The 26,482-nt window shown below is 71.7% G+C and carries 28 protein-coding genes; 5 read left to right on the top strand and 23 right to left on the bottom strand.

The features are described from left to right. Nucleotides 1-18: 18 nt before the first annotated feature. Both ABZ441_RS20250 and ABZ441_RS20245 read right to left on the bottom strand, forming a co-directional pair. Nucleotides 19-1,257: an acyl-CoA dehydrogenase family protein gene (locus ABZ441_RS20250; protein WP_358975790.1), complete on the bottom strand. Its 1,239-nt coding sequence runs from the start codon at nucleotides 1,255-1,257 to the stop codon at nucleotides 19-21. A gap of 89 nt (nucleotides 1,258-1,346) precedes the next feature. Further along, entirely contained in the window at nucleotides 1,347-3,080 is a 1,734-nt protein-coding gene (locus tag ABZ441_RS20245) for an MFS transporter (RefSeq protein WP_358975788.1), read from the bottom strand. Between the two features lie 492 nt (nucleotides 3,081-3,572). Between ABZ441_RS20245 and ABZ441_RS20240 the strand changes: the two genes are divergently transcribed. Further along, nucleotides 3,573-4,601 carry a phosphatase PAP2 family protein gene (locus ABZ441_RS20240; RefSeq protein WP_358975785.1) on the top strand — a complete coding sequence of 343 codons (1,029 nt, stop codon included), beginning with the start codon at nucleotides 3,573-3,575 and terminating at the stop codon, nucleotides 4,599-4,601. Nucleotides 4,602-4,685: 84 nt separating this feature from the next. Here ABZ441_RS20240 and ABZ441_RS20235 read toward each other — a convergent pair whose 3' ends face one another. Both ABZ441_RS20235 and ABZ441_RS20230 read right to left on the bottom strand, forming a co-directional pair. Beyond that, on the bottom strand, nucleotides 4,686-4,901 hold the full coding sequence (locus tag ABZ441_RS20235) for an I78 family peptidase inhibitor (RefSeq protein WP_358975782.1): 216 nt from the start codon (nucleotides 4,899-4,901) through the stop codon (nucleotides 4,686-4,688). 428 nt (nucleotides 4,902-5,329) lie between these two features. After that, entirely contained in the window at nucleotides 5,330-6,610 is a 1,281-nt protein-coding gene (locus ABZ441_RS20230; RefSeq protein ID WP_358975779.1) for a glycosyltransferase family 4 protein, read from the bottom strand. Between the two features lie 300 nt (nucleotides 6,611-6,910). On the opposite strand from ABZ441_RS20230, the gene ABZ441_RS20225 reads away from it, so the two are divergent. Together ABZ441_RS20225 and ABZ441_RS20220 are read left to right on the top strand one after the other, a co-directional pair. Then, nucleotides 6,911-7,693: a hypothetical protein gene (locus ABZ441_RS20225; RefSeq protein ID WP_358975776.1), complete on the top strand. Its 783-nt coding sequence runs from the start codon at nucleotides 6,911-6,913 to the stop codon at nucleotides 7,691-7,693. Between the two features lie 137 nt (nucleotides 7,694-7,830). Next, nucleotides 7,831-8,136, top strand: coding sequence for a hypothetical protein (locus ABZ441_RS20220; protein WP_358975774.1), 306 nt, complete (start codon nucleotides 7,831-7,833; stop codon nucleotides 8,134-8,136). Nucleotides 8,137-8,203: 67 nt separating this feature from the next. On the opposite strand, the gene der is transcribed toward ABZ441_RS20220, so the two are convergent. From der to ABZ441_RS20185, 7 genes are all read right to left on the bottom strand, one after another. After that, the gene (gene der, locus ABZ441_RS20215; protein ID WP_358975771.1) at nucleotides 8,204-9,673 is read right to left on the bottom strand and encodes a ribosome biogenesis GTPase Der; all 1,470 of its coding nucleotides are present in this window, start codon (nucleotides 9,671-9,673) and stop codon (nucleotides 8,204-8,206) included. 63 nt (nucleotides 9,674-9,736) lie between these two features. After that, nucleotides 9,737-10,396 carry a lysophospholipid acyltransferase family protein gene (locus ABZ441_RS20210; RefSeq protein ID WP_358975768.1) on the bottom strand — a complete coding sequence of 220 codons (660 nt, stop codon included), beginning with the start codon at nucleotides 10,394-10,396 and terminating at the stop codon, nucleotides 9,737-9,739. Further along, complete coding sequence (gene cmk, locus ABZ441_RS20205; protein ID WP_358975766.1) at nucleotides 10,393-11,109, bottom strand: (d)CMP kinase; 717 nt, start codon at nucleotides 11,107-11,109, stop codon at nucleotides 10,393-10,395. Before cmk ends, ABZ441_RS20210 begins: the two co-directional genes overlap by 4 nt. A 121-nt stretch (nucleotides 11,110-11,230) precedes the next feature. Continuing rightward, nucleotides 11,231-12,316, bottom strand: coding sequence for a prephenate dehydrogenase (locus ABZ441_RS20200; RefSeq protein ID WP_358975763.1), 1,086 nt, complete (start codon nucleotides 12,314-12,316; stop codon nucleotides 11,231-11,233). Further along, nucleotides 12,313-12,675 carry a chorismate mutase gene (aroH, locus tag ABZ441_RS20195; RefSeq protein ID WP_358975760.1) on the bottom strand — a complete coding sequence of 121 codons (363 nt, stop codon included), beginning with the start codon at nucleotides 12,673-12,675 and terminating at the stop codon, nucleotides 12,313-12,315. The genes ABZ441_RS20200 and aroH overlap by 4 nt, the downstream gene beginning before the upstream one ends. Before the next feature lie 35 nt (nucleotides 12,676-12,710). Continuing rightward, nucleotides 12,711-13,340: a TetR/AcrR family transcriptional regulator gene (locus tag ABZ441_RS20190; RefSeq protein WP_358975757.1), complete on the bottom strand. Its 630-nt coding sequence runs from the start codon at nucleotides 13,338-13,340 to the stop codon at nucleotides 12,711-12,713. Between the two features lie 5 nt (nucleotides 13,341-13,345). Next, entirely contained in the window at nucleotides 13,346-13,708 is a 363-nt protein-coding gene (locus ABZ441_RS20185; RefSeq protein ID WP_358975754.1) for a DUF1304 domain-containing protein, read from the bottom strand. A 177-nt stretch (nucleotides 13,709-13,885) separates the two neighbouring features. On the opposite strand from ABZ441_RS20185, the gene ABZ441_RS20180 reads away from it, so the two are divergent. Together ABZ441_RS20180 and ABZ441_RS20175 are read left to right on the top strand one after the other, a co-directional pair. Further along, nucleotides 13,886-14,305: a Rieske (2Fe-2S) protein gene (locus tag ABZ441_RS20180; protein WP_358975752.1), complete on the top strand. Its 420-nt coding sequence runs from the start codon at nucleotides 13,886-13,888 to the stop codon at nucleotides 14,303-14,305. A gap of 19 nt (nucleotides 14,306-14,324) precedes the next feature. After that, on the top strand, nucleotides 14,325-15,029 hold the full coding sequence (locus tag ABZ441_RS20175; protein ID WP_358975750.1) for a nucleotidyltransferase domain-containing protein: 705 nt from the start codon (nucleotides 14,325-14,327) through the stop codon (nucleotides 15,027-15,029). A gap of 54 nt (nucleotides 15,030-15,083) precedes the next feature. Here the strand turns inward: ABZ441_RS20175 and ABZ441_RS20170 are convergent, their stop codons facing one another. From ABZ441_RS20170 to ald, 12 genes are all read right to left on the bottom strand, one after another. Continuing rightward, nucleotides 15,084-15,767: a 1,4-alpha-glucan branching protein gene (locus tag ABZ441_RS20170; protein WP_358975748.1), complete on the bottom strand. Its 684-nt coding sequence runs from the start codon at nucleotides 15,765-15,767 to the stop codon at nucleotides 15,084-15,086. Nucleotides 15,768-15,780: 13 nt separating this feature from the next. Continuing rightward, nucleotides 15,781-16,584 carry a nucleotidyltransferase domain-containing protein gene (locus ABZ441_RS20165; RefSeq protein WP_358975745.1) on the bottom strand — a complete coding sequence of 268 codons (804 nt, stop codon included), beginning with the start codon at nucleotides 16,582-16,584 and terminating at the stop codon, nucleotides 15,781-15,783. Nucleotides 16,585-16,587: 3 nt separating this feature from the next. Further along, nucleotides 16,588-17,610 (bottom strand): ADP-ribosylglycohydrolase family protein, encoded by a 1,023-nt coding sequence (locus ABZ441_RS20160; RefSeq protein ID WP_358975742.1) that lies wholly within the window; start codon nucleotides 17,608-17,610, stop codon nucleotides 16,588-16,590. Then, nucleotides 17,607-18,350 (bottom strand): NUDIX domain-containing protein, encoded by a 744-nt coding sequence (locus ABZ441_RS20155; RefSeq protein WP_358975739.1) that lies wholly within the window; start codon nucleotides 18,348-18,350, stop codon nucleotides 17,607-17,609. Before ABZ441_RS20155 ends, ABZ441_RS20160 begins: the two co-directional genes overlap by 4 nt. Further along, nucleotides 18,347-19,426 (bottom strand): AAA family ATPase, encoded by a 1,080-nt coding sequence (locus ABZ441_RS20150; protein ID WP_358975736.1) that lies wholly within the window; start codon nucleotides 19,424-19,426, stop codon nucleotides 18,347-18,349. Before ABZ441_RS20150 ends, ABZ441_RS20155 begins: the two co-directional genes overlap by 4 nt. Then, on the bottom strand, nucleotides 19,423-20,076 hold the full coding sequence (gene pnuC, locus ABZ441_RS20145) for a nicotinamide riboside transporter PnuC (protein ID WP_358975733.1): 654 nt from the start codon (nucleotides 20,074-20,076) through the stop codon (nucleotides 19,423-19,425). The genes ABZ441_RS20150 and pnuC overlap by 4 nt, the downstream gene beginning before the upstream one ends. A gap of 131 nt (nucleotides 20,077-20,207) precedes the next feature. Further along, nucleotides 20,208-21,398: a pseudouridine synthase gene (locus ABZ441_RS20140; protein ID WP_358975730.1), complete on the bottom strand. Its 1,191-nt coding sequence runs from the start codon at nucleotides 21,396-21,398 to the stop codon at nucleotides 20,208-20,210. Then, on the bottom strand, nucleotides 21,398-22,048 hold the full coding sequence (gene scpB, locus ABZ441_RS20135) for an SMC-Scp complex subunit ScpB (RefSeq protein ID WP_358975727.1): 651 nt from the start codon (nucleotides 22,046-22,048) through the stop codon (nucleotides 21,398-21,400). Before scpB ends, ABZ441_RS20140 begins: the two co-directional genes overlap by 1 nt. After that, nucleotides 22,045-23,157: a segregation/condensation protein A gene (locus ABZ441_RS20130; protein ID WP_358975725.1), complete on the bottom strand. Its 1,113-nt coding sequence runs from the start codon at nucleotides 23,155-23,157 to the stop codon at nucleotides 22,045-22,047. The genes scpB and ABZ441_RS20130 overlap by 4 nt, the downstream gene beginning before the upstream one ends. Nucleotides 23,158-23,256: 99 nt before the next feature. Beyond that, nucleotides 23,257-23,856, bottom strand: a complete 600-nt coding sequence (locus ABZ441_RS20125) for a hypothetical protein (RefSeq protein WP_358975722.1) — start codon at nucleotides 23,854-23,856, stop codon at nucleotides 23,257-23,259. Further along, a complete protein-coding gene (locus ABZ441_RS20120) occupies nucleotides 23,841-24,959 on the bottom strand; it encodes a ParA family protein (protein ID WP_277334693.1) in 1,119 nt (372 codons plus the stop codon). The genes ABZ441_RS20125 and ABZ441_RS20120 overlap by 16 nt, the downstream gene beginning before the upstream one ends. A gap of 358 nt (nucleotides 24,960-25,317) precedes the next feature. Beyond that, nucleotides 25,318-26,433 carry an alanine dehydrogenase gene (gene ald / locus ABZ441_RS20115; protein ID WP_358976002.1) on the bottom strand — a complete coding sequence of 372 codons (1,116 nt, stop codon included), beginning with the start codon at nucleotides 26,431-26,433 and terminating at the stop codon, nucleotides 25,318-25,320. Nucleotides 26,434-26,482 lie beyond the last annotated feature (49 nt).

Raw genomic sequence — 26,482 nt, 5'->3', positions numbered from 1 at the left:
AGGCGCTCGCCGGGAGGCCTACCGGAAGGCGTCCAGGCCGGTGAGCGCCTTGCCCAGCACCAGCTGGTGCATCTCCACGGTTCCCTCGTAGGTGAGCACCGACTCCAGATTCGTCGCGTGACGCATCACCGGGTATTCCAGGGAGATCCCGTTGGCGCCGAGAATCGTCCGCGAGGTGCGGCAGATCTCGATCGCCTCCCGCACGTTGTTGAGCTTTCCGAAGCTGACCTGTTCCGGGCGGATCGTGCCCGCGTCCATCCGGCGGCCCAGATGGTGGGCGAGCAGGATGCCCTTGTGCAGCTCCAGGGCCATGTCCGCCAGCTTGGCCTGGGTGAGCTGGAATCCGCCGATGGGCCGGCCGAACTGCTCCCGGGACCTGGCGTAGTCGAGAGCCGCCTCGAAGCTCGCCCGCGCCGCGCCCATGGCCCCCCAGACGATCCCGTAGCGGGCGTGACTGAGGCAGCTGAGCGGGCCGCGCAGCCCGGTGGCCCCGGGCAGGACCGCGTCGGCGGGCAGCCGTACGCCGTCGAGGACCAGCTCGCTGGTGACGGAGGCGCGCAGCGACCACTTGTGCCTGATCTCGGGTGCGGAGAAGCCGGGACTGTCCGTCGGCACGACGAAGCCGCGGATTCCCGCGCCGCCGCCCTCCTCGTCGGTCTGCGCCCATACGACGGCGACCCCGGCCACCGACCCGTTGGTGATCCACATCTTGCGGCCGGTGAGGATCCAGTCCCCGCCGTCCCTCCTGGCGTGGGTCCGCATCCCCGCCGGGTCGGAGCCGTGATCCGGTTCGGTGAGGCCGAAGCAGCCGATGGTCTCGCCGGCCGCCATGCCCGGGAGCCAACGCTCCTTCTGCTCCTCGGAACCGAAGCGGTGGATCGCGTACATGGCCAGGGAGCCCTGGACCGAGACCAGGGAGCGGATGCCGGAGTCGGCGGCCTCCAGCTCCAGACAGGCCAGGCCGTACTGCACGGCGCTCGCTCCCGCGCAGCCGTATCCCTTCAGGGACATACCCAGCGCGCCGAGCGACCCCAGCTCTCGGGCCAGCTCGCGGATGCCGGGCAGCTCGCCGTTCTCGTACCACTCGGCGATGTGCGGCAGGACCCGGTCGGTGGCCCACGTGCGGACGGTGTCGCGGATCGCGAGGTCCTCGGGGTCGAGGAGGTCGTCGATGCCGAGGGGGTCACCCGGGTCGAACGGTTGCCGCCTCGACGGCTCCGACGGCCTGGACGGGTTCGCGGACTCGGTGGTGGACATGGGTGCCTCCGGCGGCTCGCACGGTACAGAAACGCGCCACGGTACTAAAACTAGCAGTGGTAGTTACGGCGCCGTGCCGACGTTACGGCTCAGCGTGCCGCCCGTCCAGAGCCCGTGGCCTCGGCGGGTTCGCGCCGGCCGGGAAGGGGAATCCTGTGCCCCTGGGCGTCCGGCGCCGGGGCCGGACGGGCTTCCCGGTGGGGCGCGGGGCCGACGGCTTCGCGCCCTGTGGCCTGTTCCGGCACGGCGGCCGCGGTCTCCCGGCACGCGTCCTTGACCTCGGGACAGTCCATGACGGGCGGCAGGCGCAGCGCCGCCAGCGCCCCGAGCAGCAGCAGCCCCGCACTGACCAGCAACGTGATGTGAAGACCGTCGACGAAGGCGTGCCGGGCCGTGTTCCGCAGCAGGTCCCCCATGGGGCCGCCCAGCCGGCCGGCGACCTGGTAGGCCTCGCCCAGCGAACGCGACGCGGCCGATCCCGCGGCGGCGGGCACGCCCTCCTCGGCCAGCCGGGAGAGCCCGGGGGCGTAGGCCGCGTTCATGACGCTGCCGAGCAGCGCGATCCCCAGGCCCGCGCCCAGCTGGTACGAGGTCTCGCCGATCGCGGCAGCGCCTCCCGCGCGCTCGGCGGGGACCTCACTCAGCATCGATTCGTACGCCCCGAAGAGGGTGGACTGCAGCCCGAAGCCCAGCAGCACGAAGCCGGCGGTCAGCAGCAAGGGCCGGTCGTGCTGGCCCATCAGGGTCAGCAGGAGCACCGAGGCCGCCGTGAGCACGAAACCCCAGCCGACCATCCGGCGGGGACCGACACGGCTCAGGGTGTACGAACCCGTGGCGCCGGCCGCCATGGCGGCGAAGGTCAGCGGCAGCAGCCTCAGACCGGTCTCCAGCGGACTGAGGTCCAGAACCAGCTGGAGGTACTGGACCGCGATCAGCTCCAGGCCGACCAGGGCCAGCATGGCGAGCACGATGCAGCCGACCGCGGTGGTGAAGGCGGGCCGGGAGAACATCGCGATGTCGATCAGCGGGTGCCTGCGCCGCTTCTGCCTGCGGACGAAGAGGACGAGCAGCGCGGCCCCGGCGAGCAGCGGGACGAGGGTGGCAGGATTCAGCAGCCCCTCTCCGCCACCGATCCGCTTGATACCGAGGACGACTCCGAGCACGCCTGCCGCGGCCATCAGGGCGCCGAGCACGTCCCAGGGGCCTTCGCTGTCGCCGCGGGACTCGGGCAGCAGCCACCGCGCGGCCGGGAGTATGAGCGCCATGAGCGGAACGTTGACGAGGAAGACCGAACCCCACCAGTAGTGCTCGACGAGGAAGCCGCCGACGACCGGCCCGGCCGCGGCACCGACCGCGGCGACCGCGGTCCACATGCCGATGGCCAGGGCCCGCTCCCGGCGGTCGGGAAAGACCTGGCGGAGTATCGACAGCGTGGCCGGCATGATCATCGCGCCGCCCACACCGAGCAGGGCACGCGCCACGATCAGCACACCGGGCGAATCGGCCGTCGCGGCGAGCGCGGAGGCGGCCCCGAAGAGCGCGTAACCGAAGAGGAGGACGCGCCGCCTGCCGATCCGGTCACCGAGCGTGCCGAAGAGGATCAGCAGAGAGGCGCAGACCAGCGGGTAGGCGTCCACGATCCACAACAGGCCGACGGCGCTGGGCCTGAGGTCCTCGGTGACGGCGGGGACGGCGACGTGCAGCACGGTCGCGTCGAGCGCCACGAGCAGGAGGCTGAGGCAGAGGACGATCAGGACGACCCAGCGGTTGGCACCGTCGGCTGCTCCGCGCAGCCTGCTCACGGCCGTGGACGTCCCGGTCATGTACGTACCTCCCACACTGAGTCCCTCGCGCTCGGCAGACCTCCGGGGATCCGGCTCACGGCGCGCCCCCGGGCCCGGCATCGACGGGCGAGTGAGCCGTCAGCGTACGCGAGTTCCAGGTGGTCACGCGTGGCGCAGCTCATACGTTCACGAGCCACCGGGTGTGGCGTACACCACTTCGCCGTCCACGTGCGGTCCGCACGCGGGGTGACGCCCGGACCGCAGCACGGGGGCCGCGGCGACGCGCCCGCCCGGCGGCCGGCGGCTCCCTCCGAATGGCTCCACCGCTGTGCGGCGCCGCCACAATGCGTCATTTCATCGAGGCTCAAACATTTCTACGAATAGCGACCGGACCGAATATCTGATCGGTCGAAACCATTCCCCCGGACACGGGGAATGGATGCGCGTCTGAGACAAAGTCCACATCACATCGTCATCACAAAGACGCGGGATCGGCCGGATCACACACTCACTCGCTGTAACGTCCATTGCGTGCGTACCGACATCTTTGCCCGTCTGGACCGGGAGCCGGAACCGCCGAAGATAGAGACCCCGCGGATGAGCCGTCACCGCATCGCTCTCTTCGGCGGGACTTTGGCGTTCTATCTCGCCATCGTCCTCGCCGTGCTGGTCTCGTCCTGGCTGGTGGCCCTCGACTGGAAGGTCATGCTGTTCCGGCCCTATCAGCAGTGGCCGGAACTCCACGCCTTCCTCGACTACTACGTCGTGCTCGGCCAGCGTGGCCCCACCGCCGTGATGGTCGCCGCCTGGCTCGGCTGGCGCTCATGGCGCCAGCACACGCTGCGCCCGCTGCTCACGCTGGGCGCCTCCCTGCTGCTGCTCAACCTTTCGGTGGGCGCGGTCAAGCTCGGCCTGGGGCGGCTCGGCCCGCACTACGCCACCGAGATCGGCTCCGCGGAGCTCTTCGCCGGCGGCGATATATTTCCTTCGGGACACACCGCCAACGCCGTGGTGACCTGGGGAATCCTCGCCTATCTGGCCACCACCCCACGCGCCAGGCGCTACCTCTCGGCCCTGTCCGCGTTCGTCTCCCTGGGCGTGGGGCTCACCACCGTCTACATCGGCACCCACTGGCTCAGCGACGTCCTGCTGGGCTGGGCGGCCGGCCTGCTGATCCTGCTGGCACTGCCCTGGTTCGAGCCGCTGATCACCCGTACCGAGGTCCTCGTGCTCTCGGTGCGCGAGCAGTGGCGGGCCCGCCTCCGGCTCAGGAAGTCCGCTCCCGCGGCTCCCGCGACGCCAGAGCCGGTCCTGCTGCGCCAGGCGCCGGGGGCGGGTGCGGAGGACCCCCGGAGTGCCGCGGGCCGAGGACCGGCGCCCGGGACGGCGGGACCCGCGGGTCATCCGGGTACGGCTGCCAGGGCCCGGGCGCACCCCGTCCGGGCGGAGCGGACGCCGCTGACGCCGGGCGGCTCGCGCCGGCCGCCGCACGCCGACCGCTCACCACGGAACAGCGCGGGCCCGTCCCGTCCGGTGGCGGGCGGTCCGGTCGCCCCCTGACCTGCGAGGACGGATCGCACCGCAGCCCCGCGCACAGCGAAGGCCCCGACTCCCGTCGGGGCCTTCGCTCACAGGGGGCCGGGTTCAGCCGACCCAGCAGCGGGTCACGGTCGAGGTGTCCACCTCGAAGTTGATGCGTCCGCCACGGAACTCCATGGTGATGACGGTGCCGGGTGGGAGAGCCCGGACTGTGCTCCAGCCACGCGCTCTGGCCTGCCGTTCGGCGGTCTCGGCGTCGAGGCCGACGTAGGACTCGGGGGCGTCGTCCGGCTGGGCGGAAGGGGTCGGTACAGGTGCCATACCTCTCACCGTAGGCCGCCCGGCGTCGTGGCGGAAGCGGTCGCGCCCGTGGGTCCGGTGCATCTGCGTGTACCTCGGCGGTCACGCTTGTGTCACAGGATCCCCACGGACGTATACGCCCGACGACTTCACCCGAACGGCAGTCCGGCGGCACACGAGCCGAATTGTGCGGCGTCGGCATGAAATCCCCCGCAGGGTCTCCGGAGGGAATTGCGGAAGAGCGGCGACTGCGCGCCATCCGCTTTTCCACGCTCTCCGCGAAGGGGAATCCACGGGCGCGCCACCTGGAATTAACCTGCTCTTGTACGGGCCTTACTTTCCGGAAGCCCGCGCCCACGGACCCCGCCGGAGAGGCCCCGGACCCCCGCACCATCCGGAATGCAGCGGTCCGGGATACGGTGCCCGGACAGCGGTCCGGGCACCCCGCGTCAGGCCCGGCCCCGGCGGATCACTCCCGCCGCCTTGTCACGCACCGCGTACGCCCCGTCCAGGACACCGCCCCTGGAACGGTGGAACGCGGTGCGCAGCACGCCCCTCGACCCCTTTCCCCCGCCCCGGGCGGCCAGCTCGGTGAAGAGCTTCTCGTGGCGCTCGGCGATCGGCGCCGGATCGAACCGTGCGGCGGAGATCAGGGCGGCCCGGCCCATCCGGTGCCGCAGGGCGTCGTCGTCGATCAGGCCGAGCAGGGCCTTCGCGAAGGCTCCGGTGTCCCCCAGCGGCACCAGCCGCCCGTCCGTACCGTCGTCGATGATCTCGGCGGGTCCGTGCGGGCAGTCGGTCGCCACGACCGGCACCCCGCAGCGCATCGCCTCCACGATGGTCATGCCGAACGACTCCCGCTCGGAGGTGACGGCCGCGACGGAGTGCTTGGGCCACTCCGCCTCCATCGGGGCGACCGATCCCATGAGGAGCACCCGCTCCCGGAGTCCCAGCTCGTCGACGAGCACACGCAGGGCCTGCTGCTCGTTGCCCGACGCGTCCCCGGCGCCGTAGATCCTCAGCCGCCACTCCGGACGCACCGCCGCGATCTCGGCGAAGGCCCGGATCAGTACGTCGTAGCGCTTGACCCGGTGCAGTCGGCCCGCCGCCACGATCCACTTGGAGTCGCCGTCGGCGGGCGGACCGGCGGGCTCCGGCACGCTGTTCGGGATGGCCTCGATCCGTACCCCGGGCAGCCGCAGCCTGGCGCGGTAGTCCCGGGCGTCCGCCTCGGTGACGGTCGTGACGGCGTCGAGCAGCGCGTACCGGTGGCTTATCTCCCGGCGCAGCCGGTAGCCGTGGCTCTCGAGGGTCAGGTGCTCCTGGCCGACACGGACCGCTCCGCGCCTCGCCTGCCGGCTGATGTGGACGTTGAGACCGGGACGCGTACCGACGACGACGTCGGCCCCCAGCGCGCCCAGACAGGCCTCGATGCGGCGGTCGGTGAGCCTGCTGTACTGGTGGTGCCTGCTGTCGCCGCGCGGGAACACGGACGCGGGCCTGGCGTGGTCGGCCGCCGCCCCCTCGTATCCCGGGCTCGACTTGCGCAGGTCGACGAGATGGCTCATCCGTACGCCGGCGGGCGCCCCCAGCTTCGGGTCCTCACGGTGCCGGAAGACGGAGACGATCTCGACGTCGTGCTGCTCGGCCAAGGTCCCGGCGAGCGTGAAGGTGGTACGGATCGTTCCCCCGATGCCGTACGCGTTGTGGAGCAGAAATGAAATGTGCATTACGTAGTCGTTTCCCCTGTTCGACTGGTCTGCAACGGACCTTACGCGGCGTCAGGAGACGGCACAGCATTCGCACAGGAGTCGCACGAACCCGTGACGTTTCGAACGAACGCGCGTGCATCAGGGGCCCTTACGCGGAATGTTCGGCTCCGAATCACCTGCGCGTTCTTCAGGTCCGCAGGCCCGTCGTCTCCGGCGCTTAATCTCCCGTTTCGCGCGTGACCCCGGCGCCGGGTCTTCCGTTGTCTCTTCATGAGCCGGGAACCGCCCGGCCCACGCACCGAGTTCGAGGAGCCACCCGTGCCGCGCATGCTCGACGTCAGCGAGGACGTACGCGCCGAGATCGGCGATGCCGAAGCCGACCGGCTGCTCGTCGGCGACAGTGCCCCAGGCAGTTACGACTGCACCTCGTGCCGCACCCCGGGCGACTCGGGCCAGGAGCGCACCAGCACGGTGCTCTTCGTCGGCGACGAGACCGCCGTGCTCGCCTTCGCCCATGCGACCTGCATCCCCTCGCAGGTCGTACAGGTCGCGGAGGACCAGCTCCAGGGGGCCGTGCGGTCCATCACCGGCAGCGAGCCGGAGAATCCGGAGGGCCTCATGCCCGAACAGGCCGTCCTCGGCATCACCAGCGGTCTCGTCCTGATCGAGGACGACCTCCGTCCGGCCCTGGTCGTCGAGCCGACCGGGCCGATCGCCCGGCCCGGCACCGACGGCAGCGGCGGCGACCAGTTCCTCCAACTCCTGCTGGAACAGGGCTTCCTGCCCACGCCGCATCTGAACAGGCTGCCGGGCGTCCTCCCCGGCTGGTCGGTCCTCCTGGCCATGGGCCAGCTGCACGCCGTGCTGCAGCCGGGCGCCGGCGGCGGCAGCCCGGTCGCCTGGTGGCAGGCCCACCAGCCGCTCCAGGTCACCGAGGGCTGGCGGACGGCCGCCAACAAGTCGCAGAGCGTGCTGGTCTTCGCCGCGCCGGCCGGTTCCATCGGTCAGCAGCCGCGCGAGGACCTGCTCCGTGACGCGCTGGACAAGGCCGCGGTCAACGGCCTCCTGGTCGCCGCGACGATGCCGCTCGCCGGGACCTGACCGTGCCGGTCCGGCCCTCCCCCGCACGCCGAACAGCGTTTTCTCCGTCCGGCCCGCATCCGACGGGCGGTGAGGTCGTTGGCACCTACGTGCACTCATACGACCCTCCTCGCCAGCAGCAGACCCCGATTCCGGCCATGCGCCCGTCGCAGGACCCCTCGGGCGGCAAGTCCCCGACCCCGATCTACGACGCCCTGTACTCCGAGTACAGGCGATCGTTCCGGGCGCTTCCCGGGGATCGCACCGGTGAGGAGAATCTCGGCTTCAGGACGTTCGGCATCGGGATGTTCGGCAGCCGTGCACCGCTGAACAGACGTGCCGCGGCGAACGCTCAGGGAAGTCAGGGCGTGGGCGGCGGGAACCCCGGTTCCTGGCAGCGGGTCGGCCGGCATGCCGGCCCCGCCCGGCCCGCGGCGTTGCCCCCCGGGTCCACGGACGCCTGAACGGTACGGCGAAGCCCCGGGCCCCCCGCTCCGTGCGGGTGGTCCGGGGCTTCGCCGTGTCGTACTCCTACTTCTTGCGGCCGCGCTTCTCGCGCACCCGCACCGAGATGTGCAGCGGGGTGCCCGCGAAACCGAACTCCTCACGCAGACGGCGTTCGACGAAGCGGCGGTAGCCGTGCTCCAGGAAGCCGGACGAGAACAGGACGAACCGCGGCGGCTTGATGCCCGCCTGGGTGCCGAAGAGGATGCGGGGCTGCTTACCGCCACGGACCGGGTGCGGGTGGGAGGCGACGATCTCACCCAGGAAGGCGTTCAGCCTGCCGGTGGGGACGCGGGTCTCCCAGCCCTCGATCGCGGTCTCGATCGCCGGTACCAGCTTCTCCATGTGGCGGCCGGTGACGGCCGAGACGTTGACGCGCGGGGCCCAGGCGACCTGCGCGAGCTCCGTGTCGATCTCGCGCTCGAGGTAGTAGCGGCGCTCCTCGTCGAGGGTGTCCCACTTGTTGAAGGCGATCACGATGGCACGGCCCGCTTCCACCGCCATGGTGACGATCCGCTGGTCCTGCACGCTGATGGACTCGCTCGAGTCGATCAGGATGACGGCGACCTCGGCCTTCTCCACCGCGGCCGCGGTGCGCAGCGAGGCGTAGTAGTCCGCGCCCTCCTGGAGGTGGACCTTGCGGCGGATGCCGGCCGTGTCGATGAACTTCCATGTGATGCCGCCGAGCTTGATCAGCTCGTCGACCGGGTCGCGGGTGGTCCCGGCCAGGGCGTTGACGACGACGCGGTCCTCGCCGGCGACCTTGTTCAGCAGGGAGGACTTGCCGACGTTCGGGCGGCCGATGAGCGCGATGCGGCGCGGGCCGCCCAGCGCGGTGCCGAAGGTCTGGGCCGGGGCCTCGGGCAGGGCCTCCAGAACGGCGTCCAGCATGTCGCCGGTGCCGCGGCCGTGCAGGGAGGAGACCGGGTGCGGCTCACCGAGGCCGAGCGACCAGAGCGCGGTGGCGTCGGCCTCTCCGCTCTGTCCGTCGACCTTGTTGGCGCACAGGACCACGGGCTTGCCCGCGCGGCGCAGCAGCTTGACGACGGCCTCGTCGGTGTCGGTGGCGCCGACGGTGGCGTCGACCACGAAGACGACCGCGTCGGCCGTCTCGATGGCGTACTCGGCCTGGGCGGCGACGGAGGCGTCGAGGCCCAGCACGTCCTGCTCCCAGCCGCCGGTGTCGACGACCTTGAAGCGGCGGCCGGCCCACTCGGCCTCGTAGCTGACGCGGTCACGGGTGACGCCGGGCTTGTCCTGGACGACGGCCTCACGGCGGCCGATGATCCGGTTCACCAGCGTCGACTTGCCGACGTTCGGGCGGCCGACGACGGCGAGCACGGGAAGCGGTCCGTGACCGGCCTCACCGATCGCGCCCTCGACCTCCTCGGGGTCGAACCCCTCCTGCGCGGCGAGCTCCATGAACTCCGCGTACTCGGCATCGCCAAGTGCTCCGTGCTCGTGGTCCGAGCCGCCGGAGTGAATCTGGTCGTTCATGAAGTCCGTTCCTCTTTGCATCATCATCGATGGGCCACGATGGCGCGGCCCACTACTCAAGTGTCACAGGCGTCCGGTGAGACGCCTGGCGTTCGCCAGGTGGGCGGTCAGCTCGCCCTGGATGCGCAGCGTCGCCTCGTCCAGCGCCTTCCTGGTGCGCCGTCCGCTGCCGTCACCGGCCTGGAAGGCATCGCCGAAGACGACGTCGACCCGGCTGCGCAGCGGAGGCAGGGCCGAGACCAGCCGTCCGCGGCGCTCGGTGCTCCCCAGGACCGCGACGGGGACGATCGGCGCCCCGCCGCGCACCGCGAAGTACGCGAGCCCCGCACGGAGGGAGGCGAAGTCTCCCTCACCCCTGGTCCCCTCGGGGAAGATCCCGAGGACCCCGCCGTCGCCCAGCACGCCGAGTGCCTGCGTGATGGCGTTGCGGTCGACGGTCGTACGGTCCACCTTCAGCTGCCCGATTCCGCGCAGGAACGGGTCGAGGGGGCCGACGAACGCCTCCTTCTTGATCAGGAAGTGGACGGGCCTGGGCGCCGTGCCCATCAGCATCGGTCCGTCGAGGTTGTGCGCGTGGTTCACCGCGAGTATGACGGGTCCCGTGGTGGGGACGCGCCACGCTCCGAGCACACGGGGCCTGAACAGCCCGTACATGAGCCCGATGCCGATCCCGCGCCCGACGGCCGCTCCGCGCAGCGTCGGCGCGGCGGTGGCTCCGGTCACTTCGCGGCCTGCTTCTCCCCGACGAGGGTGACGACGCACTCGATGACCTGCGCGAGGGTCAGGTCGGTGGTGTCGACCTCGACGGCGTCGTCGGCCTTGGCCAGCGGCGAGGTCTTGCGGCCCGAGTCGGCGGCGTCCCGCTTGATCAGCGCTTCCCTCGTGGCGGCCAGGTCGGAGCCCTTGACCTCACCGCTGCGGCGTGCGGCGCGCGCCTCCGGGGACGCGGTCAGGAAGATCTTGATGTCGGCGTCGGGCAGCACCGTGGTGCCGATGTCACGGCCCTCGACGACGATGCCGCGCTCGGCCTCCGTGGCGATGGTGCGCTGCAGCTCGGTGATCAGGGCGCGCACCTCGGGGACCGCGCTGACGGCGCTGACCTTGGAGGTGACCTCCTGGGTGCGGATCGGGCCGGAGGCGTCCTCGCCGTCGACGGTGATCGTCGGGGCGGAGGGGTCCGTGCCGGAGACGATGACCGGCTTGGCGGCGGCGGTGGCGATCTCGGCGGCGTTCGCCACGTCGATGCCGTTGTCCAGCATCCACCACGTGATCGCCCGGTACTGGGCGCCGGTGTCCAGGTAGCTCAGGCCGAGCTGGGCGGCGACGGCCTTGGAGGTGCTCGACTTGCCTGTGCCGGAGGGGCCGTCGATGGCGACGATCACTGCGGCCGGGGCGGTCCGGGCGGCGGCGCTTACGGTTTCCACGGTGGTGGACACCTTCCTGGTACACGGGGGCGGGCGGAGCGGGGCAGGGCAGACCGGGGCGCCCTCCCCACAAGGTTACCGAGTGCGCGAAGCGCCTTTGCACCCCTGTCGCCGGGGCCCGCCCCGGGGGCCGTCACGGGCGGATCGACCAGCCCCGGTCGCTGAGGGCCGTGCTCAGTGCGGGTGCGGCGCTCGGCTCGACCATCAACTGGACCAGACCCGCCTGCTGGCCGGTGGCGTGCTCGATGCGCACGTCCTCGATGTTGACACCCGCCCGGCCGGCGTCGGCGAAGATCGCGGCCAGTTCGCCCGGCCGGTCGCTGATGAGGACGGCGACCATCTCGTACGCCGCCGGGGCGGCCCCGTGCTTGCCGGGGACCCTGACACGGCCGGCGTTGCCGCGGCGCAGGACGTCCTCGATGCCCTCGGTGCCCGTACGGCGCTCGTCCTCGTCGGCGGACTGCAGGCCGCGCAGCGCCCGGACCGTCTCGTCCAGGTCGGCGGCGACGCCCGCCAGCACGTCGGCGACGGGTCCGGGGTTGGCGGAGAGGATCTCCACCCACATCCGGGGGTCGGAGGCCGCGATGCGGGTGACGTCCCTGATTCCCTGCCCGCACAGGCGTACCGCGGTCTCGTCGGCCTCCTCCAGCCGGGCGGCGACCATCGATGAGATCAGCTGAGGGGTGTGGGAGACCAGGGCGACGGCGCGGTCGTGGGCGTCGGCGTCCATGACGACCGGGACGGCCCTGCAGAGCGCGACCAGCTCCAGGGCCAGGTTGAGGACCTCGGTGTCGGTGTCCCTGGTCGGGGTGAGCACCCAGGGGCGGCCCTCGAAGAGGTCGGCGGTGGCCGCGAGGGGCCCGGAGCGCTCCTTGCCGGCCATGGGGTGCGTGCCGATGTACGGAGCGAGGTCGACGCCGAGCGCCTCCAGCTCACGGCGCGGGCCACCCTTGACGCTGGCGACGTCGAGGTAGGCGCGGGCCACCCCGTCGCGCATGACCGTGGCGAGCACGGACGCGGTGTGGGCGGGCGGGACGGCGACGACCGCCAGGTCGACGGGCCCTGCGGGAGCCTCGTCCGTACCGGCGCCCAGTGCGGCGGCGGTGTGGGCCGAGGACGGGTCACGGTCGACGAGGTGCACCTGGACTCCGCGCCCCGCGAGGGCGAGGGCGGCGGAGGTGCCGACCAGGCCGGTTCCGATGACGAGGGCGGTTCTCACTGGGCGATGTCCTTGCGGAGGGCGCCGGTGGCGCCGAGGTAGACGTGGCTGATCTCCGCCTTCGAGAGATAGGTCTCTACATGGGCCATTATGCGGACCACCCGGGGCATGGCCCCGGCGATGTCGAGTTCCTGGGCGCAGATCAGCGGGACGTCGACGATGCCGAGGCCCCGGGCGGCGGCCGCGGGGAAGTCGCTGTGCAGGTCGGGGGTGGCCGTGAACCACACGCTGATCAGGTCGTCCGCGACGATCTGGTTGCGCTCCAGGAGAGCGGTGAGCAGTTCACTCACCCGCTCGCCCATGTGACCGGCTTCGTCCCGCTCCAGCTGGACGGCTCCACGAACTGCCCGTACCGCCACGTCGTACCCCTCGTTCCGTCGTTCCGCGTGCGCTTTCAGCCTAGAGGTGCGGAGGGACCGGTGGTCACCGTGCCCTGTCCGTGAGACGCGGCGGCGGCGTGCACGGCGAGGAGTGTGCGCCAGATCCGTCCGGCGAGCTGCTCCGGGGTGGCGTCGGTCCGGTCGTGGACCCAGTCGGCGAGCATCCCGGTGAAGAGCCCCGCGACGGCGCTCGCGGTCAGGTCGTGGCCGCTCCCGGCCGGTCTGCGCCGGCGCAGCTCGTCGAGGCTGTACTGCCGGAGCTCCTGGTGCAGCAGTTCCCCCAGGGGGCCGCCGCCGGGGCCGAGCAGGCTCCGGTAGATCTCGGCCCGGCTGCGGATCTGGTGGAACAGGGCGGCGAGCTCCTTCGGCGGTGCGTCCGGGCCGGGCGGTGTGCGGCCCCAGGCGTGCAGGGCCGCGACGGCCTCCCGTACGACGTCGGCGCAGGCGTCCACGGCCAGGGCGCGCAGATCGTCGTAGTGCAGGTACAAGGTGGCGCGCCCGACACCGGCCCGGCGCGCCACGTCCGCCACGCCGATCCGGTCCAGCGGCCGCTCCGCGCAGGCATCCAGCAACGCCTCGCGGAGTCTGCCGCGGGTGCGCGCGGTGCGCGGGTCGCCGCTGCCGTCCGTCACCGCGGGCGTCATGCGGCTCAGCCCGCCGACAGGACGAGCACGAGGGCGACGGCGGCCGGCGCCGCCTGGACGTAAAGGATCTTGCGGCTGACGGTGGCCGCCCCGTACACCCCGGCGACGATCAGGCAGCTCAGGAAGAAGATCTGCGCCTGGTGGGAGACGGGGTCGCCCGCGATCAGACTCCAGACCAGCCCGGCGGCCATGAACCCGTTGTAGAGCCCCTGGTTGGCGGCCAGGGTGGCGCTGGCCCCGGAGAACTCCTCGGTGGTGCCGAAGGCCTTGCGGCCGCGCGGGGTGTCCCAGAGGAACATCTCCAGGACCAGGAAGTAGGTGTGGATCAGCGCGACGAGCGCGACCAGTACCTGGGCGGCGGTCTGCATGGCGTGCGGCCTCCTGCGAGTCGATTTCCTGGACAACCGTCCAGGAATATTTCCTGGACAACCGTACAGGACACCTGGAGCCCGCCACCCGCCCGGGCGCACCCACCGCCCGGTTGCTTCGTCCGTGCGGCACGCGGCGCCACGATGCCTCTCATCGGCCACCACGCGAGGAGAGCCATGAACGCACGGCGAAGGACGGTTCTCACGGCGGGCGCCGCCGCACTGGCGACCGCCGGCTGTGGCTCGTCCGGCGACGGGGAAAGCGACGGGAGCACCGCCCCGAAGACCCCGCGGCCTCCGGAGACCTCCGGCGGGGAGCTGACCCGGACCTCCGACGTCCCGGCCGGCGGTGGGACGGTCCTCAAGGGCCGCAAGGTCGTGGTCACCCAGCCGACCGCCGGCGAGTTCAGGGCCTTCTCCGCCGTGTGCACCCATGCGGGCTGCGTCGTCGCGGCGGTCACCGACGGCACGATCGACTGCGCGTGCCACGGCAGCCGGTTCAGCATCGAGGACGGCGCGGTGCGGAACGGCCCGGCGACGCGTCCGCTGCCCGCCGAGCGCATCACCGTCGAGGGCGACAGCATCCGGCTCGGGTAGAGCGCGTACCCTCGCGCGCATGATCACCCCTGACGGCGCGCTGCTCGTGCGGGACCACACCGTCTACTCCTGCGTGATGGGCTCCCGCGCCTTCGGGCTTGCCACGGACAGCAGCGACACGGACCGGCGCGGGGTCTTCCTGGCGCCGACCCCGCTGTTCTGGGGCTTCACGAAACCGCCGGCCCACGTGGAGGGACCGGCGGACGAGCAGTTCTCCTGGGAGCTGGAACGCTTCTGCGAGCTGGCTCTGCGGGCGAACCCCAATGTGCTGGAATGCCTGCATTCGCCGCTGGTGGAACGGATCGACGCCACGGGCCGTGAGCTCCTCGGCCTGCGCGGGGCCTTCCTGTCACAGCGGGCCCACGGAACGTTCGTACGGTACGCGCTGGGCCAGCGGCGGAAGCTGGAGGCCGACGTCCGTGTGCACGGTGCTCCGCGCTGGAAGCACGCCATGCACCTGCTGCGGCTGCTGACGTCCGGCCGGGACCTGCTGAGGACGGGCGAGCTGCGGATCGAGGTCGGGGACGCGCGCGAGGATCTGCTGGCCGTGAAACGGGGCGAGGTCCCGTGGACCGAGGTGGAGCGCCGCATGACGCGCCTGGCCGGGCAGAACGACGAGGCGGCCTCCCGCACCCCGCTGCCGCCGGAGCCGGACCGGGAGCGCGTGGAGGCCTTCCTGGTACGGACCCGGCGGGCGTCGGCGGCGGGCGGGACGGGCTGCTGAACCGCGGCCGCGGTCCCGGTCCCCGGGTCCGGCACAGCGGTCCCGGGGACCGGTTCAGCGTGGTCCGCGGGCCAGGACGGCGAACCGGCCGCGGATCTCCTCCCCTTCCGGCAGGCTCCACCCGGCGGTGACGTGCCCCAGGACATCTGCGTCGTCGCCACCGGCCCCGGGGTCCTCCGCCAGCAGGACGCGCCGCACCGCGAGGGTGAGCGGCGCCGGGGCCCCCTCACCCGCCGCCGTGTCCAGCACGACGTCGGTGCCGTGCTTCCCGTCCCGGGCGGTGGCGGACGCTGCCACCGCCACGAGCCCGGCCGGGACCGGGCCGACACCGACGGACGGATCGGGGGTGTCACTCAGGCTCTGGGCCTGCGGTACGGCCCGCCCGTGGAGCAGCGCGAGCAACTGGGCGACCAGGACCGGGTCGTGCGCGCCGTCGTACACCCAGCGCCGCCCGAGCACACCGTGTTCGGACGTTCCGACGAGCGCCTCGTCGGCTCCCTCGAGCGGTGCTCCCCGGTAGGTGACCGGGACGTGGTACGCGACGGGGGCGTCACCGGAGGTGTCGGTGACGACCATGAACTCCATCCCGACCTCGCCCTCGGGGTCGTCGAGCCGGAACCCTCCGGCACGGACCAGTTCCGGCGCACCCGGTCCCGCGTACCAGGGCCGCGTGGGGAGCCAGGCGGCGAGGAGCTGCAACTTGCCCGGTTCCATGGTGGTTCTGTGGATGACAGCCATGCCGGGTGAACTCCTACGCGCCCCGCCCTGTTCCCCGTCGCCCGTCGGACCGGGCCCGGACGACGAGGTCGTGCAGCGCGTCGAACCCTGAGGGCGTCTCGGGCAGCCGGGACCTCGCCTGCGCGTCGTCGAGGACAGCGTGCAGCGCCTCCACGTCCCGCGCCGCCACCGCACGGTCCACGGTGTCCGCCGCTCCGTGTTCCGCCTCGGCCTTCGCCTCGATCAGCGCGGGCAGGAACGACGGACCGGTCACCTCCCCGAGCAGTGTCGGCAGATGAGCCGTGAGCGGTCCGCCACGCATCAGGTGGATGCCGGTGAGCAGGGCACGGAACGTGTAGAGCAGCGGTTTCAGCTCGCCGGTCTTCTCGAACAGCCGCCACTGGGTCCCGGCGAACCCGCGGTAGTGGTGGGCGTGGTTGCGGGTCAGCACGGACGGTGCGAGCGCCACCAGTTCGGCGTGGAGGCCGCTCGTGTGCACCACCAGCGGGGACAACAGCTGCTCCAGCACGTAGCCGTTGGGTTTCAGCATGAGCCGGACGAACTTACGGAGATCGTGGGTGACGAGGTCCATCTCGACCCCGTCGTGGTCCCACATCCGTGACCGTGTCTCCTCCGGCTCACGCAGGCCGAGGAGGTCCTCCGCGGGCAGGACGTGGACCCCCCGCAGGTCCACGTCCGAATCCCGCGAGGGAAAGCCGTACAGGTGTGCGCCCGAGACCGTGGCGAACAGGAGCGGGCAGGGCTCCTCGGCGAGTATCGGGGTCAGGTCGGTGACCGGCAGCCCGGCCCGGCGCAGGAGCATCGTGTCGCTGTGCATGGATCAAGCGTCCCAGAGCGCGGCCAGCGACAGCAGGTCGCTGCGGTACTCGATGCGCTCCGACCATTCCTTCGGCCAGGCGCCCGTCCCCAGGTGCGCTCCCGCCAGGGCGCCCGTGAGGCAGGCCAGCGAGTCGGAGTCGCCCCGTGTGCAGGCGGCCCGGCGCAGGGCGGTGACCGGATCCCCCGGGAAGAGCAGGAAGCAGTGCAGGGCTGTGGCGAGGGCCTCCTCGGCGACCCAGCCGTCGCCCGTGCGCTCACACGGGTCGGTTTCCGGGGAGGGGCTGCGCAAGGCGTCCTGGACGTTCTCCAGCGCGGTCAGGCACTCGTCCCAGCCGCGCCGGATGAACGCCTCCGGCGAGGCGTCGCCGGCGTACCGCCAGAGGTCACCGAGCCAGCGCGCCGGGTAGCGGTCGGCGTTCTCGTAGGCGTAGCTGCGCAGTTGGCCGACCAGGCCCATCGGTTCGGCCCCCTGCGCGAGCAGGAACACGGCGCGGGCCATCAGGTCGGAGGCGGCCAGGGCGGTGGGGTGGCCGTGGGTCAGGGCGGCCTGGAGCTGGGAGGCGCCGGAGCGCTGTTCCTCGCTGAGGCCGGGTACGAGGCCGACGGGTGCGACCCGCATGTTGGCGCCGCAGCCCTTGGAGCCGGTCTGGCTGGCCTCCTGCCAGGGCCGCTGCTCCTCGAGCATGCCGCACGCGGTCATGCAGGTCCGGCCGGGCGCACGGTTGTTGTCCGGGGAGCGGTACCAGCGGACGAACTCCTCCCTGACCGGGCCCACCAGGCGCTCCGGGGTGAGCAGGCCCCGGTCCATGGCGGTGCGGATGCCGCGGCCCAGGGCGAGCGTCATCTGGGTGTCGTCGCTGACGAACGCGGGCTTCGGCAGTCGCATCTGACGCCAGGGCCCGCACTTCGCGAGGATCGCGGGGACGTTGTCGAACTCGGTGGGGAAGCCCAGGGCGTCACCGAGCGCGAGCCCGGTCAGCGCGCCTGTGGCGGCCTGTTTGGTGAGAATCCTTGTCGGGATCATGATGTCCGTCCTTCGGGGCGTCCTTCCGGGCGCAGCAGTGGAGGGTGCAGGGCGGTGGCGGCACCCGCCCGGTAGAGGGCGGCCGGTTTCCCCCGTCCGCCGGTACGGCGCGGCGGTCCGTCCACGGCCTTGACGAAGCCGGGCGTGGTGAGGACCTTGCGCCGGAAGTTGGGCCGGTCCAGCTCGACGCCCCAGACGGTCTCGTAGACCTGCTGGAGCTCTCCGAGGGTGAACTCGGCCGGGCAGAACGCGGTGGCCAGGCAGGAGTACTCGAGCCTGGCACCGATCCGGTCGTGCGCGTCGGCCAGGATGCGGTCGTGGTCGAAGGCGAGCGGCCCGGTGCCGCCCGCGTCCCACCACTGCGCGTGGGCGGCGTCCCCACCGCCCCGGGGCTCGGGGAGGTCCGGCACGAGCGCGGCGTACGCGACGGAGACGACCCGCATCCTGGGGTCGCGGTCCGGATCGGTGTAGGTGCGCAGCTGTTCGAGGTGGAAGGCGCGCACGGACGTCCGCGTGAGGCCGGTCTCCTCGGCGAGCTCACGGCGGGCCGCCTCCTCGGCGGATTCCCGGGGCAGGACGAAACCTCCGGGCAGCGCCCAGCTCCCCTTGTAGGGGGCCTGGCCGCGTTCCACCAGCAGGACGTGGAGCCGTGCCTCGCGGACCGTGAAGACGGCGAGGTCGACGGTGACGGCGAAGGGGACGAAGGCGTGGGGGTCGTACCCCTCCGGGGCGGTGCTCATCGTCGCTCCGGCAGGGGCGCGGTGAAGTGCCAGCCGGTGGCCACGAGCTCGTCCACGGCGGCGACGGCCCTGGCCAGGCGTTCGCCGCGGGAGCCGGTGACCTCGATGAACCGCCTTCCCGTACGGGTGAGTTCGGCTCGGAAGCGATCCGTCATCCAGGGCCGCAGCTCCTCGCCGTCACGCAGCCCGTCGTCCTCGAAGGCGACTCCCTCGTGGTCGGTGAGCAGCCAGAGGTGGTGGGTGGCCCGGTCTGCGGTCTCCTCGACGAGCGGGTTGCGCCCGCCGATGTAGCGCTCGTGCCAGACGGTGGTGGCGAAGGAGTCGGTGTCGCAGAAGAGCACCGGGGATCCGGCCCGCGCCGCGGCCTCCTCCCTGGCGTTCTGGGTCTCCGCGATGAGGGGGAAGTCGTCGGTGGTGAAGGTGACGTCCTCCCACTGGCCCCCGGGCCACCGGCCGCGCAGGGCGGCGAGCTTCGCCTCGCTGAACTCCCGCCCGTACTCGGCGACGTACTGTGTCCGCGCCCATACGCCGCCACGCCGGCGGTAGTGGTCGGCCAGGGCGCGGGCCAGTGTCGTGGTGCCGGTGGACTCGGCGCCCAGGACGACGATCCGCCGCGCGAGCGCGGCACGGACGGGCGGCTCCAGGAAATCCCAGCAGCCGGCGGGATCGGCGCGGACCGCGGTGCCGGAGACGGGGAAGAGGGTGCGGCCGGGGTCCACGAGGACGGATCGGGCACCGAAGCGGCGGGCCAGTTCCTCTCCGTAGGACTCCGAGGTGAAGACGGCGTCGACCCGTTCCGGCACGGCGGCGGTGAAGACCTCCATGTGCGCGTCCCAGACCGCGGCGTCGTTCAGGTCCATGGGGATGTCGTCGACTGCGCCCACGACCCTGACGTCGGGGTGGGCCTCCCGCATCCAGGCGACCCGGTCCACGAGCGGGACGGATTCGACGGAGGCGGCGCAGACCAGGACGGTGAGCCTCTCGCAGCGGTCCCGCGCGGTGCGCACGAGGTGGTGGTGTCCGGCGTGCGGCGGATAGAACTTGCCGAGGACCAGTCCGTGGCCGTGGCGCCTCATGCCGGCATCACCGCCTCTTCGCGCCGGGCCGGGGCGAGGTCCCGCTTCCAGCTGCGCAGTCCGACGATGCAGAGCATGAGGAACCCGGCGTACAGCAGGGAGGTCAGATAGAGCTCCTTGTACGCGTACAGCGGGATGTACACGATGTCGGCGGCGATCCACAGCCACCAGGACTCGACGCGCTTGCGGCACTGGCCGTACGTCGCCATGAGCGACAGCGAGGTGGTCAGGGCGTCCCAGAACGGCACGGTCGAATCCGTGGCGCGGGACAGGAGCAGCGTGAGGCCGAGGGCCCCCACCGCCCCCGCCGCGAGCAGCCAGGCCCATTCGGTGCGGGTGGTGCTCCGCACCGGCAGGACGGATGTCCCTGGTCCACCCCCGTGGGTCCAGGTCCACCAGCCGTACGCGGCGAGGGAGATGAAGACGATCTGCAGGCCGGCGTCGGCGTACAGACCGGACTGGGCGAACAGCAGGATGAAGAACAGGTTGTTGGCGATGCCGATCGGCCAGTTGGCGAGGTGCTGGCGGGCCACGAGCCAGACACACAGCGCGCCGCTGCCGAAGCCCAGCACCTCGGTCCAGCTGACCGGGGTGTCCAGGACCGTCACCAGTGGCTGCTGCAGGGGATCGAGTATGTCCGCGAGCGTCACGCCGCCCTCTCTTTCTTAATGGTCACTCTGACTATAAAGAAGAAACGGCGGATGCAAAAGGCCCGCGGCCGGTTCCTGTTCGAAAAGATGAACCAGGAACCGGCCGCGGGCCGTTCGGTGCGGGGTGCGGGTTACAGACCGACCTCGCGCATCAGCATGCCGACCTCGGTGTTGGTCAGGCGGCGCAGCCAGCCCGACTTCTGGTCGCCCAGCGGGATCGGCCCGAAGGACGTCCGCACCAGGCGCTCGACCGGGAAGCCCGCCTCGGCCAGCATCCGGCGGACGATGTGCTTGCGGCCCTCGTGGAGCGTGACCTCGACCAGGTAGTTCTTGCCGGTGTTCTCGACGACCCGGAAGTGGTCGGCACGGGCGTACCCGTCCTCCAGCTGGATGCCGTCCTTGAGCCGCTTGCCGAGGTCGCGCGGCAGCGGTCCCTGGATGGCTGCCAGGTAGGTCTTCTTCACTCCGTACCTGGGGTGCGTCAGGCGGTGGGCCAGCTCACCGTGGTTGGTGAGGAGGATGATCCCCTCGGTCTCGGTGTCCAGCCGACCGACGTGGAACAGTCGCGTCTCGCGGTTGTTCACGTAGTCGCCGAGGTTCTGGCGGCCGTCCGGGTCGCCCATGGTGGAGACGACGCCCGCGGGCTTGTTCAGCGCGAAGAAGAGGTGCGACTGGGTGGCGACGGTCAGGCCGTCGACCTTGATCTCGTCCTTCTGCGGGTCGACGCGCATGCCCTGTTCGAGGACGATCTCGCCGTTGACCTCGACCCTGGCCTGCTCGATCAGCTCCTCGCACGCCCGCCGCGAGCCCATGCCGGCCCGGGCGAGGATCTTCTGCAGTCGCTCGCCCTCCTGCTCGGCACCCGGGTGGGTCTTGGGCGTCCTGATCTCGGGCTTGTCCGCGTACCGGTCGCGGTTGCGCTGCTCGATCTTGGCGTCGAGCTCGCGCGGACGGGCGGGGGCGCCCTGGCGGCGGCCGCCCTTGCTCACGTTCTGTGCGGACTTCGGTCCGCCCTTGGCCCCGCCGCGCGCGGCATCGCCGCGGCCCTTGCGGGGCCCCCCGTCGCCGCCCGGCTTGTCGGAGCCCACGTCGTAGCGGCGCTCCTCGGGGCGGGGCCTGCGGGGACGCTGCTCCTGCTTGTCGTCGCGCCCGGAGCCGGAGACCCGGGGGTTCGGGTTGCTGCTCCGGCCGCTGCCGCTGTTGTTCCTGCCGCCCGCGCCGCCGCTCCTGCCACCTGCGCCGCCGCTCCTGCCGCCGCCACTCCTGCCGCCGCCGCTGTTGCCGCCGCTGCCGCTTCCGCTGTTCCTGCCACTGCTTCGCATCAAAAATCCGTCTTGTCGTCTGCGTGAGTATCCGGGGTGTCCGGTGCGTCCGGATCGAACGACGGCACACCCTCTAGCGTCTCAGCCTCGATCGCGTCCGCCTCCGGGAGGAAGGGCGCGAGCTCCGGGAGCTCGTCCAGGCCTCGCAGGCCCATGCGCTCCAGAAAGTAGTTCGTCGTCCTGTACAGGATCGCACCTGTTTCGGGTTCCGCGCCCGCCTCCCCTACCAGACCCCTCTGGAGCAGGGTCCGCATGACGCCGTCACAGTTCACTCCGCGTACCGCCGAGACCCTCGACCGGCTGACCGGCTGGCGGTACGCGACCACCGCGAGGGTCTCCAGCGCCGCCTGGGTGAGCCGTGCGTGCTGGCCGTCCAGGACGAAGCCCTCGACCGCGTCCGCGTACTCCGGACGGGTGTAGAAGCGCCAGCCCCCGGCGACCAGCCTCAGATCGAATCCACGGCGCTGGAGGGTGTACTCGTCGGCCAGATCCCGCAGGGCGTCCGCCACGGCCCTGCGGGGCCGCTGGAGGACCTTGGCGAGGTGTTCCTCGGTGGCGGGCTCGTCCACGACCATGAGGACCGCCTCCAGGGCGGGCTTGAGGTCGAGCCCGGCAACCCGGGCGTCGCGCCCTTCGTCGTCTGTGCTCATGCCTGTACGTCCTCCTGTGGCTCGCGCACCTCTTGGTCGAACTCGTCGGTGACCACCGGTCCGGCCCCCTCACCCCCGGCCCAGCGCACCAGGAGGTCACCGAGCGCCTCCTCCTGGTCGAGCGCGACCGCCTTCTCCCGGTAGAGCTCCAGGAGCGCCAGGAAGCGGGCCACGACCGTGAGGGTGTCCCGCGCGTCCTCCGTGAGCGCCCGGAAGCTGATCTCGCCCTCCGCCCGCAGCCGGGCCACCACGATCTCCGCCTGCTCGCGCACGCTGACCAGCGGAGCGTGGATGTGGTCGACGTACACCTGCGGCTCGGGCTTCGGCTGCATCGCCTTCACGGCGAGCCGGGCGAACCCCTCGGGGCCGATGCTGATCACGACCTCGGGCAGCAGCTCGGCGTGCTGCGGCTCGAGCCCCACGGTGCGAGGGTGGCGCCGTGACTCGGACTCCAGCCGGTCACTGAAGATCTCCGCGATCCGCTTGTACGCGCGGTACTGCAGAAGTCGCGCGAAGAGCAGGTCCCGGGCCTCCAGGAGAGCCAGGTCCGCCTCGTCCTCCACCTCGGCGGTGGGCAGCAGCCGGGCGGCCTTCAGGTCGAGGAGGGTGGCGGCGACGACGAGGAACTCGGTGGTCTGGTCGAGGTCCCAGTCGGGTCCCATCGCGCGGATGTACGCCATGAACTCGTCGGTGACCTTCGACAGCGCGACCTCGGTCACATCGAGCTTGTGCCGGGAGATCAGCTGGAGCAGCAGGTCGAAGGGGCCCTCGAAGTTCACCAGGCGCACGGTGAACCGCCGCTCGTCGGCGGCCGCCGCGTCGGACGGCCCCGGGGCGGTGCCGGGCCCGCCGTCGGCCGTCACCGGCACGGATCGGGGGGCGGCCTCGCGGGGGGCCTTCGCCCGCGCGGGCGGGACCGTGTCCGCTCCCGCCTCCGTGAGGTCTCCGGCGGGCCCGGCGGGGGCCTGTGCGGCCGCCGGGGTTTCCCGGGGCCCGTGCGGAGCCGCAGGGGTGTCCGCGGACGTCGCGGGAGCCTCCCCGTGCCGCGGCCCCGGCCCTCGGCCGAGAGCACGGCGGGTCGGGCGGGGCGTGTCGTCGGCAGTCGGCATGTGCTGGGGTCCAGGGGTGCGGCGGGAGGCGGCCCGTGGGCCCGGGGCGGGGTCGCCGGACGGCGGCCCTCCCCCGGCAGGCTACCGGCGACGCACCGCTCAGCGGCCCCGCAGCCTGCGTACGAGGATGCTCGCGTCGCCGCGCGACTCCAGGTCGGCCAGCACCACGGCGACCGCTTCCCGGACGATGCGCCCGCGGTCGACGGCCAGTCCGTGCTCACCGCGCAGCACGAGGCGCGCGTGCTCGAGGTCCATCAGTTCCTCGGCCGAGACGTAGACGGTGATCTTCTCGTCGTGGCGTTCCCGGCCGCTGGGCCGGCGGTTCGCTCCCCGCCCGCCCCCGCGACCGCGCTGCGGCTGGGCGGTGGGAGCCGCCTCCTGCGGCGGTGCGGTACGGGCCCGGGGCGGTGCGGCGGTACCCCGGTCGTCCCCGTCGGTGCGGCTGCGCGAGCCACCGCCGTCGGCGTCCGCCGCGGAGTGCTCCTCACGTGACGCCGCGGCGGGTGTGTCACCGCCGGGCTGCGCGCCGCTCCGGCCGCCCGCGTCCGTCTCCGAATCACTTCCTCCGGCCGGTGCGGGGACCCGCGCCTCGCCGTTCGCCTTGCGTCGCCTCTCGGCGGGGGACGAGGCCTGCAGGCCCATGCCCCCGGTGGTGCGGAACAGCTCGTCGGCCCCCGGCAGACTCACTCGGCGTGACACCGGGCGAGCACCTCCCTGGCGAGCTGGCGATAGGCGGCGGCACCGACCGAGTTCGACGCGTACGTGGTGATGGGCTCGCCGGCGACCGTGGTCTCCGGGAAGCGCACGGTACGGCCGATGACCGTGTGGTAGACGTGTTCGTCGAACGCCTCGACGACACGTGCGAGCACCTCACGGCTGTGCACCGTACGGGAGTCGTACATGGTGGCGAGGATCCCGTCCAGTTCCAGCTCGGGGTTGAGCCTCTCCTGGACCTTCTCGATGGTCTCGGTGAGCAGCGCCACACCTCGCAGCGCGAAGAACTCGCACTCGAGCGGGACTATCACCTTGTGAGCCGCCGTCAGGGCGTTCACGGTGAGCAGGCCGAGCGAGGGCTGACAGTCGATCACGATGTAGTCGTAGTCGGCCATCAGCGGCTTGAGGGCGCGCTGCAGCGTCGACTCCCGGGCCACCTCGCTCACCAGCTGCACCTCGGCGGCCGAGAGGTCGATGTTGCTGGGGAGCAGGTCCATGTTGGGCACGGCCGTCTTCAGCAGGACCTCGTCGGCCGCCATGCCCCGCTCCATGAGCAGGTTGTAGACGGTGAGGTCGAGCTCCATCGGGTTGACCCCGAGGCCGACGGACAGGGCTCCCTGCGGGTCGAAGTCGACGAGCAGGACGCGCCGGCCGTACTCCGCGAGTGCGGCGCCCAGGTTGATGGTCGACGTGGTCTTGCCGACGCCGCCCTTCTGGTTGCACATCGCGATGATCTTCGCGGGGCCGTGTTCGGTCAGCGGACCGGGGATCGGGAAGTACGGCAGCGGCCGGCCGGTCGGGCCGATCCGCTCGCGGCGCTGACGGGCGGCGTCGGGCGCGAGCGTGGCCGCGTACTCCGGATCGGGCTCGTATTCGGCATCGGGGTCGTAGAAGTGCCCTTCGGGCACCTCGGCGAAGTCGGCGAAGTGGGCGGTCTCTCGGCCACTTTCGTTGCCGGCCATGGCGTTCACGTGTAGGCCGTCCATCATCTGGGGGGCTGTCGTCATGTGCTGTTGGGTGGCGAAGGTGCGGACCGCGACGGAGCCGACAGCTTCGAGCCCGATCGGGCTCAGACCCCGTGCAGGCATCCCTGGTTGACCACCCCCGGGAGTAAATGTCGACTCATTCACAAGTCGTCTTACCTCCTTGGATGTGACCAGGAAACTTATCGATAGGTCAGCGTGGCACCATGCCGACGATTGGCGACTCTATGGCGTGTCACCGGTTCGCAGCAACACAATCCGCCGGACCCGGCCCGTTGTGTCGGCAATCGAACGCCCCTCTGTCAAGAGCACGGAGCGCCCGGGGCGCACCTTTCGCGGGGGTGCAAAACGGGTGGAGGGTCACGTCTCCGGCGAGTCGAACCGAAGCCTCTCATGCGTCCGGCCGGACCTTGCTGGGCAAGGTCCGGCCGGACGCGTGAGGTTGACGGAGGGGGTTGACCACTCAGCCGAGAAGCGTGGTCAGTTCGACGTGGTCGAGACCGTGCGCCTCGGCCACCTCGCGGTAAACCACCTGGCCGTCATGGGTGTTGAGACCCCTGGCGAGCGCGGCGTCGCGGCGCAGGGCATCGGCCCAGCCCCGGTTCGCGAGCTCCAGGATGTAGGGCAGCGTGGCATTGGTGAGCGCGTAGGTGGACGTGTTCGGCACGGCGCCCGGCATGTTCGCGACGCAGTAGAAGACCGAGTTGTGCACCGTGAAGGTCGGCTCGGCGTGCGTCGTCGGATACGAGTCCTCGAAGCAGCCTCCCTGGTCGATCGCAATGTCGACAAGAACACTCCCGGGCTTCATCCTGGCGACGAGCTCGTTGGTGACCAGCTTCGGCGCCTTCGCGCCGGGGATCAGCACGGCGCCCACGACGAGGTCGGCCTCGACGACGGCCTTCTCGAGTTCGAGGGCGTTGGAGACGACCGTCCGCACCTTCGTGCCGAAGACCTTGTCGGCCTCACGCAGCTTGTTGATGTCCTTGTCGAGCAGCGTGACGTGGAAGCCGAGCCCGACGGCGATCTGCGTGGCGTTCCAGCCCGAGACCCCGCCGCCGATCACGACGGCCCTGGCCGACCCCGTGCCGGGGACCCCGCCGGGGAGCACACCGCGTCCGCCGACCGAGCGCATCAGGTGGTAGGCGCCGACCTGCGGGGCGAGGCGGCCGGCGACCTCGGACATCGGGGCGAGCAGCGGCAGGGCGCGGGTCGCCGTCTCGACGGTCTCGTACGCGATGGCGGTCGTGCCCGACTCCAGCAGGGCGTCCGTGCACGCGCGGGAGGCGGCGAGGTGCAGATAGGTGAAGAGCGTCTGGCCCTTGCGGAGGCGGTGGTACTCCTCGGCGACCGGCTCCTTGACCTTGAGCAGCAGGTCGGCGGCGGCCCAGACCTCGTCGGCGGTGGCCAGGATCCGCGCACCGGCGGCGACGTACTCCGCGTCGGGGATGGACGAGCCCTCACCGGCGTGCTGCTCGACGAGGACCTGGTGCCCGTGACGGACGAGTTCATGCACTCCGGCAGGGGTGATCGCCACCCGGAACTCGTTGTTCTTGACTTCGCGGGGGATGCCGACCTTCACGTCGATCACGGTCCTTGACTTGGAGAGTCGCTCGGGCATAACGGGTGAT

It is taken from the genome of Streptomyces sp. NPDC005752 (assembly GCF_040630715.1).
In the GTDB taxonomy this organism is placed as follows: Bacteria; Actinomycetota; Actinomycetes; order Streptomycetales; family Streptomycetaceae; genus Streptomyces.
The sequence above is the reverse complement of the archived record's forward strand: the minus strand, read 5'-3'. Positions and strand labels throughout refer to the sequence as shown.

Excerpts from the sequence above, each read along its gene's own strand:
- ABZ441_RS20230 (WP_358975779.1), bottom strand. The coding sequence starts at position 6,610 with ATGCACATTTCATTTCTGCTCCACAACGCGTACGGCATCGGGGGAACG.
- scpB (WP_358975727.1), bottom strand. The coding sequence starts at position 22,048 with ATGAGCACAGACGACGAAGGGCGCGACGCCCGGGTTGCCGGGCTCGAC.
- ABZ441_RS20220 (WP_358975774.1), top strand. The coding sequence starts at position 7,831 with ATGCGCCCGTCGCAGGACCCCTCGGGCGGCAAGTCCCCGACCCCGATC.
- ABZ441_RS20120 (WP_277334693.1), bottom strand. The coding sequence starts at position 24,959 with ATGCCTGCACGGGGTCTGAGCCCGATCGGGCTCGAAGCTGTCGGCTCC.
- der (WP_358975771.1), bottom strand. The coding sequence starts at position 9,673 with ATGAACGACCAGATTCACTCCGGCGGCTCGGACCACGAGCACGGAGCA.
- ABZ441_RS20155 (WP_358975739.1), bottom strand. The coding sequence starts at position 18,350 with ATGAGCACCGCCCCGGAGGGGTACGACCCCCACGCCTTCGTCCCCTTC.
- ABZ441_RS20175 (WP_358975750.1), top strand. The coding sequence starts at position 14,325 with ATGATCACCCCTGACGGCGCGCTGCTCGTGCGGGACCACACCGTCTAC.
- ABZ441_RS20245 (WP_358975788.1), bottom strand. The coding sequence starts at position 3,080 with ATGACCGGGACGTCCACGGCCGTGAGCAGGCTGCGCGGAGCAGCCGAC.
- ABZ441_RS20140 (WP_358975730.1), bottom strand. The coding sequence starts at position 21,398 with ATGCGAAGCAGTGGCAGGAACAGCGGAAGCGGCAGCGGCGGCAACAGC.
- ABZ441_RS20170 (WP_358975748.1), bottom strand. The coding sequence starts at position 15,767 with ATGGCTGTCATCCACAGAACCACCATGGAACCGGGCAAGTTGCAGCTC.
- ABZ441_RS20180 (WP_358975752.1), top strand. The coding sequence starts at position 13,886 with ATGAACGCACGGCGAAGGACGGTTCTCACGGCGGGCGCCGCCGCACTG.
- ABZ441_RS20150 (WP_358975736.1), bottom strand. The coding sequence starts at position 19,426 with ATGAGGCGCCACGGCCACGGACTGGTCCTCGGCAAGTTCTATCCGCCG.
- ABZ441_RS20250 (WP_358975790.1), bottom strand. The coding sequence starts at position 1,257 with ATGTCCACCACCGAGTCCGCGAACCCGTCCAGGCCGTCGGAGCCGTCG.
- ABZ441_RS20160 (WP_358975742.1), bottom strand. The coding sequence starts at position 17,610 with ATGATCCCGACAAGGATTCTCACCAAACAGGCCGCCACAGGCGCGCTG.
- ABZ441_RS20190 (WP_358975757.1), bottom strand. The coding sequence starts at position 13,340 with ATGACGCCCGCGGTGACGGACGGCAGCGGCGACCCGCGCACCGCGCGC.
- ABZ441_RS20235 (WP_358975782.1), bottom strand. The coding sequence starts at position 4,901 with ATGGCACCTGTACCGACCCCTTCCGCCCAGCCGGACGACGCCCCCGAG.
- ABZ441_RS20130 (WP_358975725.1), bottom strand. The coding sequence starts at position 23,157 with ATGCCGACTGCCGACGACACGCCCCGCCCGACCCGCCGTGCTCTCGGC.
- ABZ441_RS20185 (WP_358975754.1), bottom strand. The coding sequence starts at position 13,708 with ATGCAGACCGCCGCCCAGGTACTGGTCGCGCTCGTCGCGCTGATCCAC.
- ABZ441_RS20165 (WP_358975745.1), bottom strand. The coding sequence starts at position 16,584 with ATGCACAGCGACACGATGCTCCTGCGCCGGGCCGGGCTGCCGGTCACC.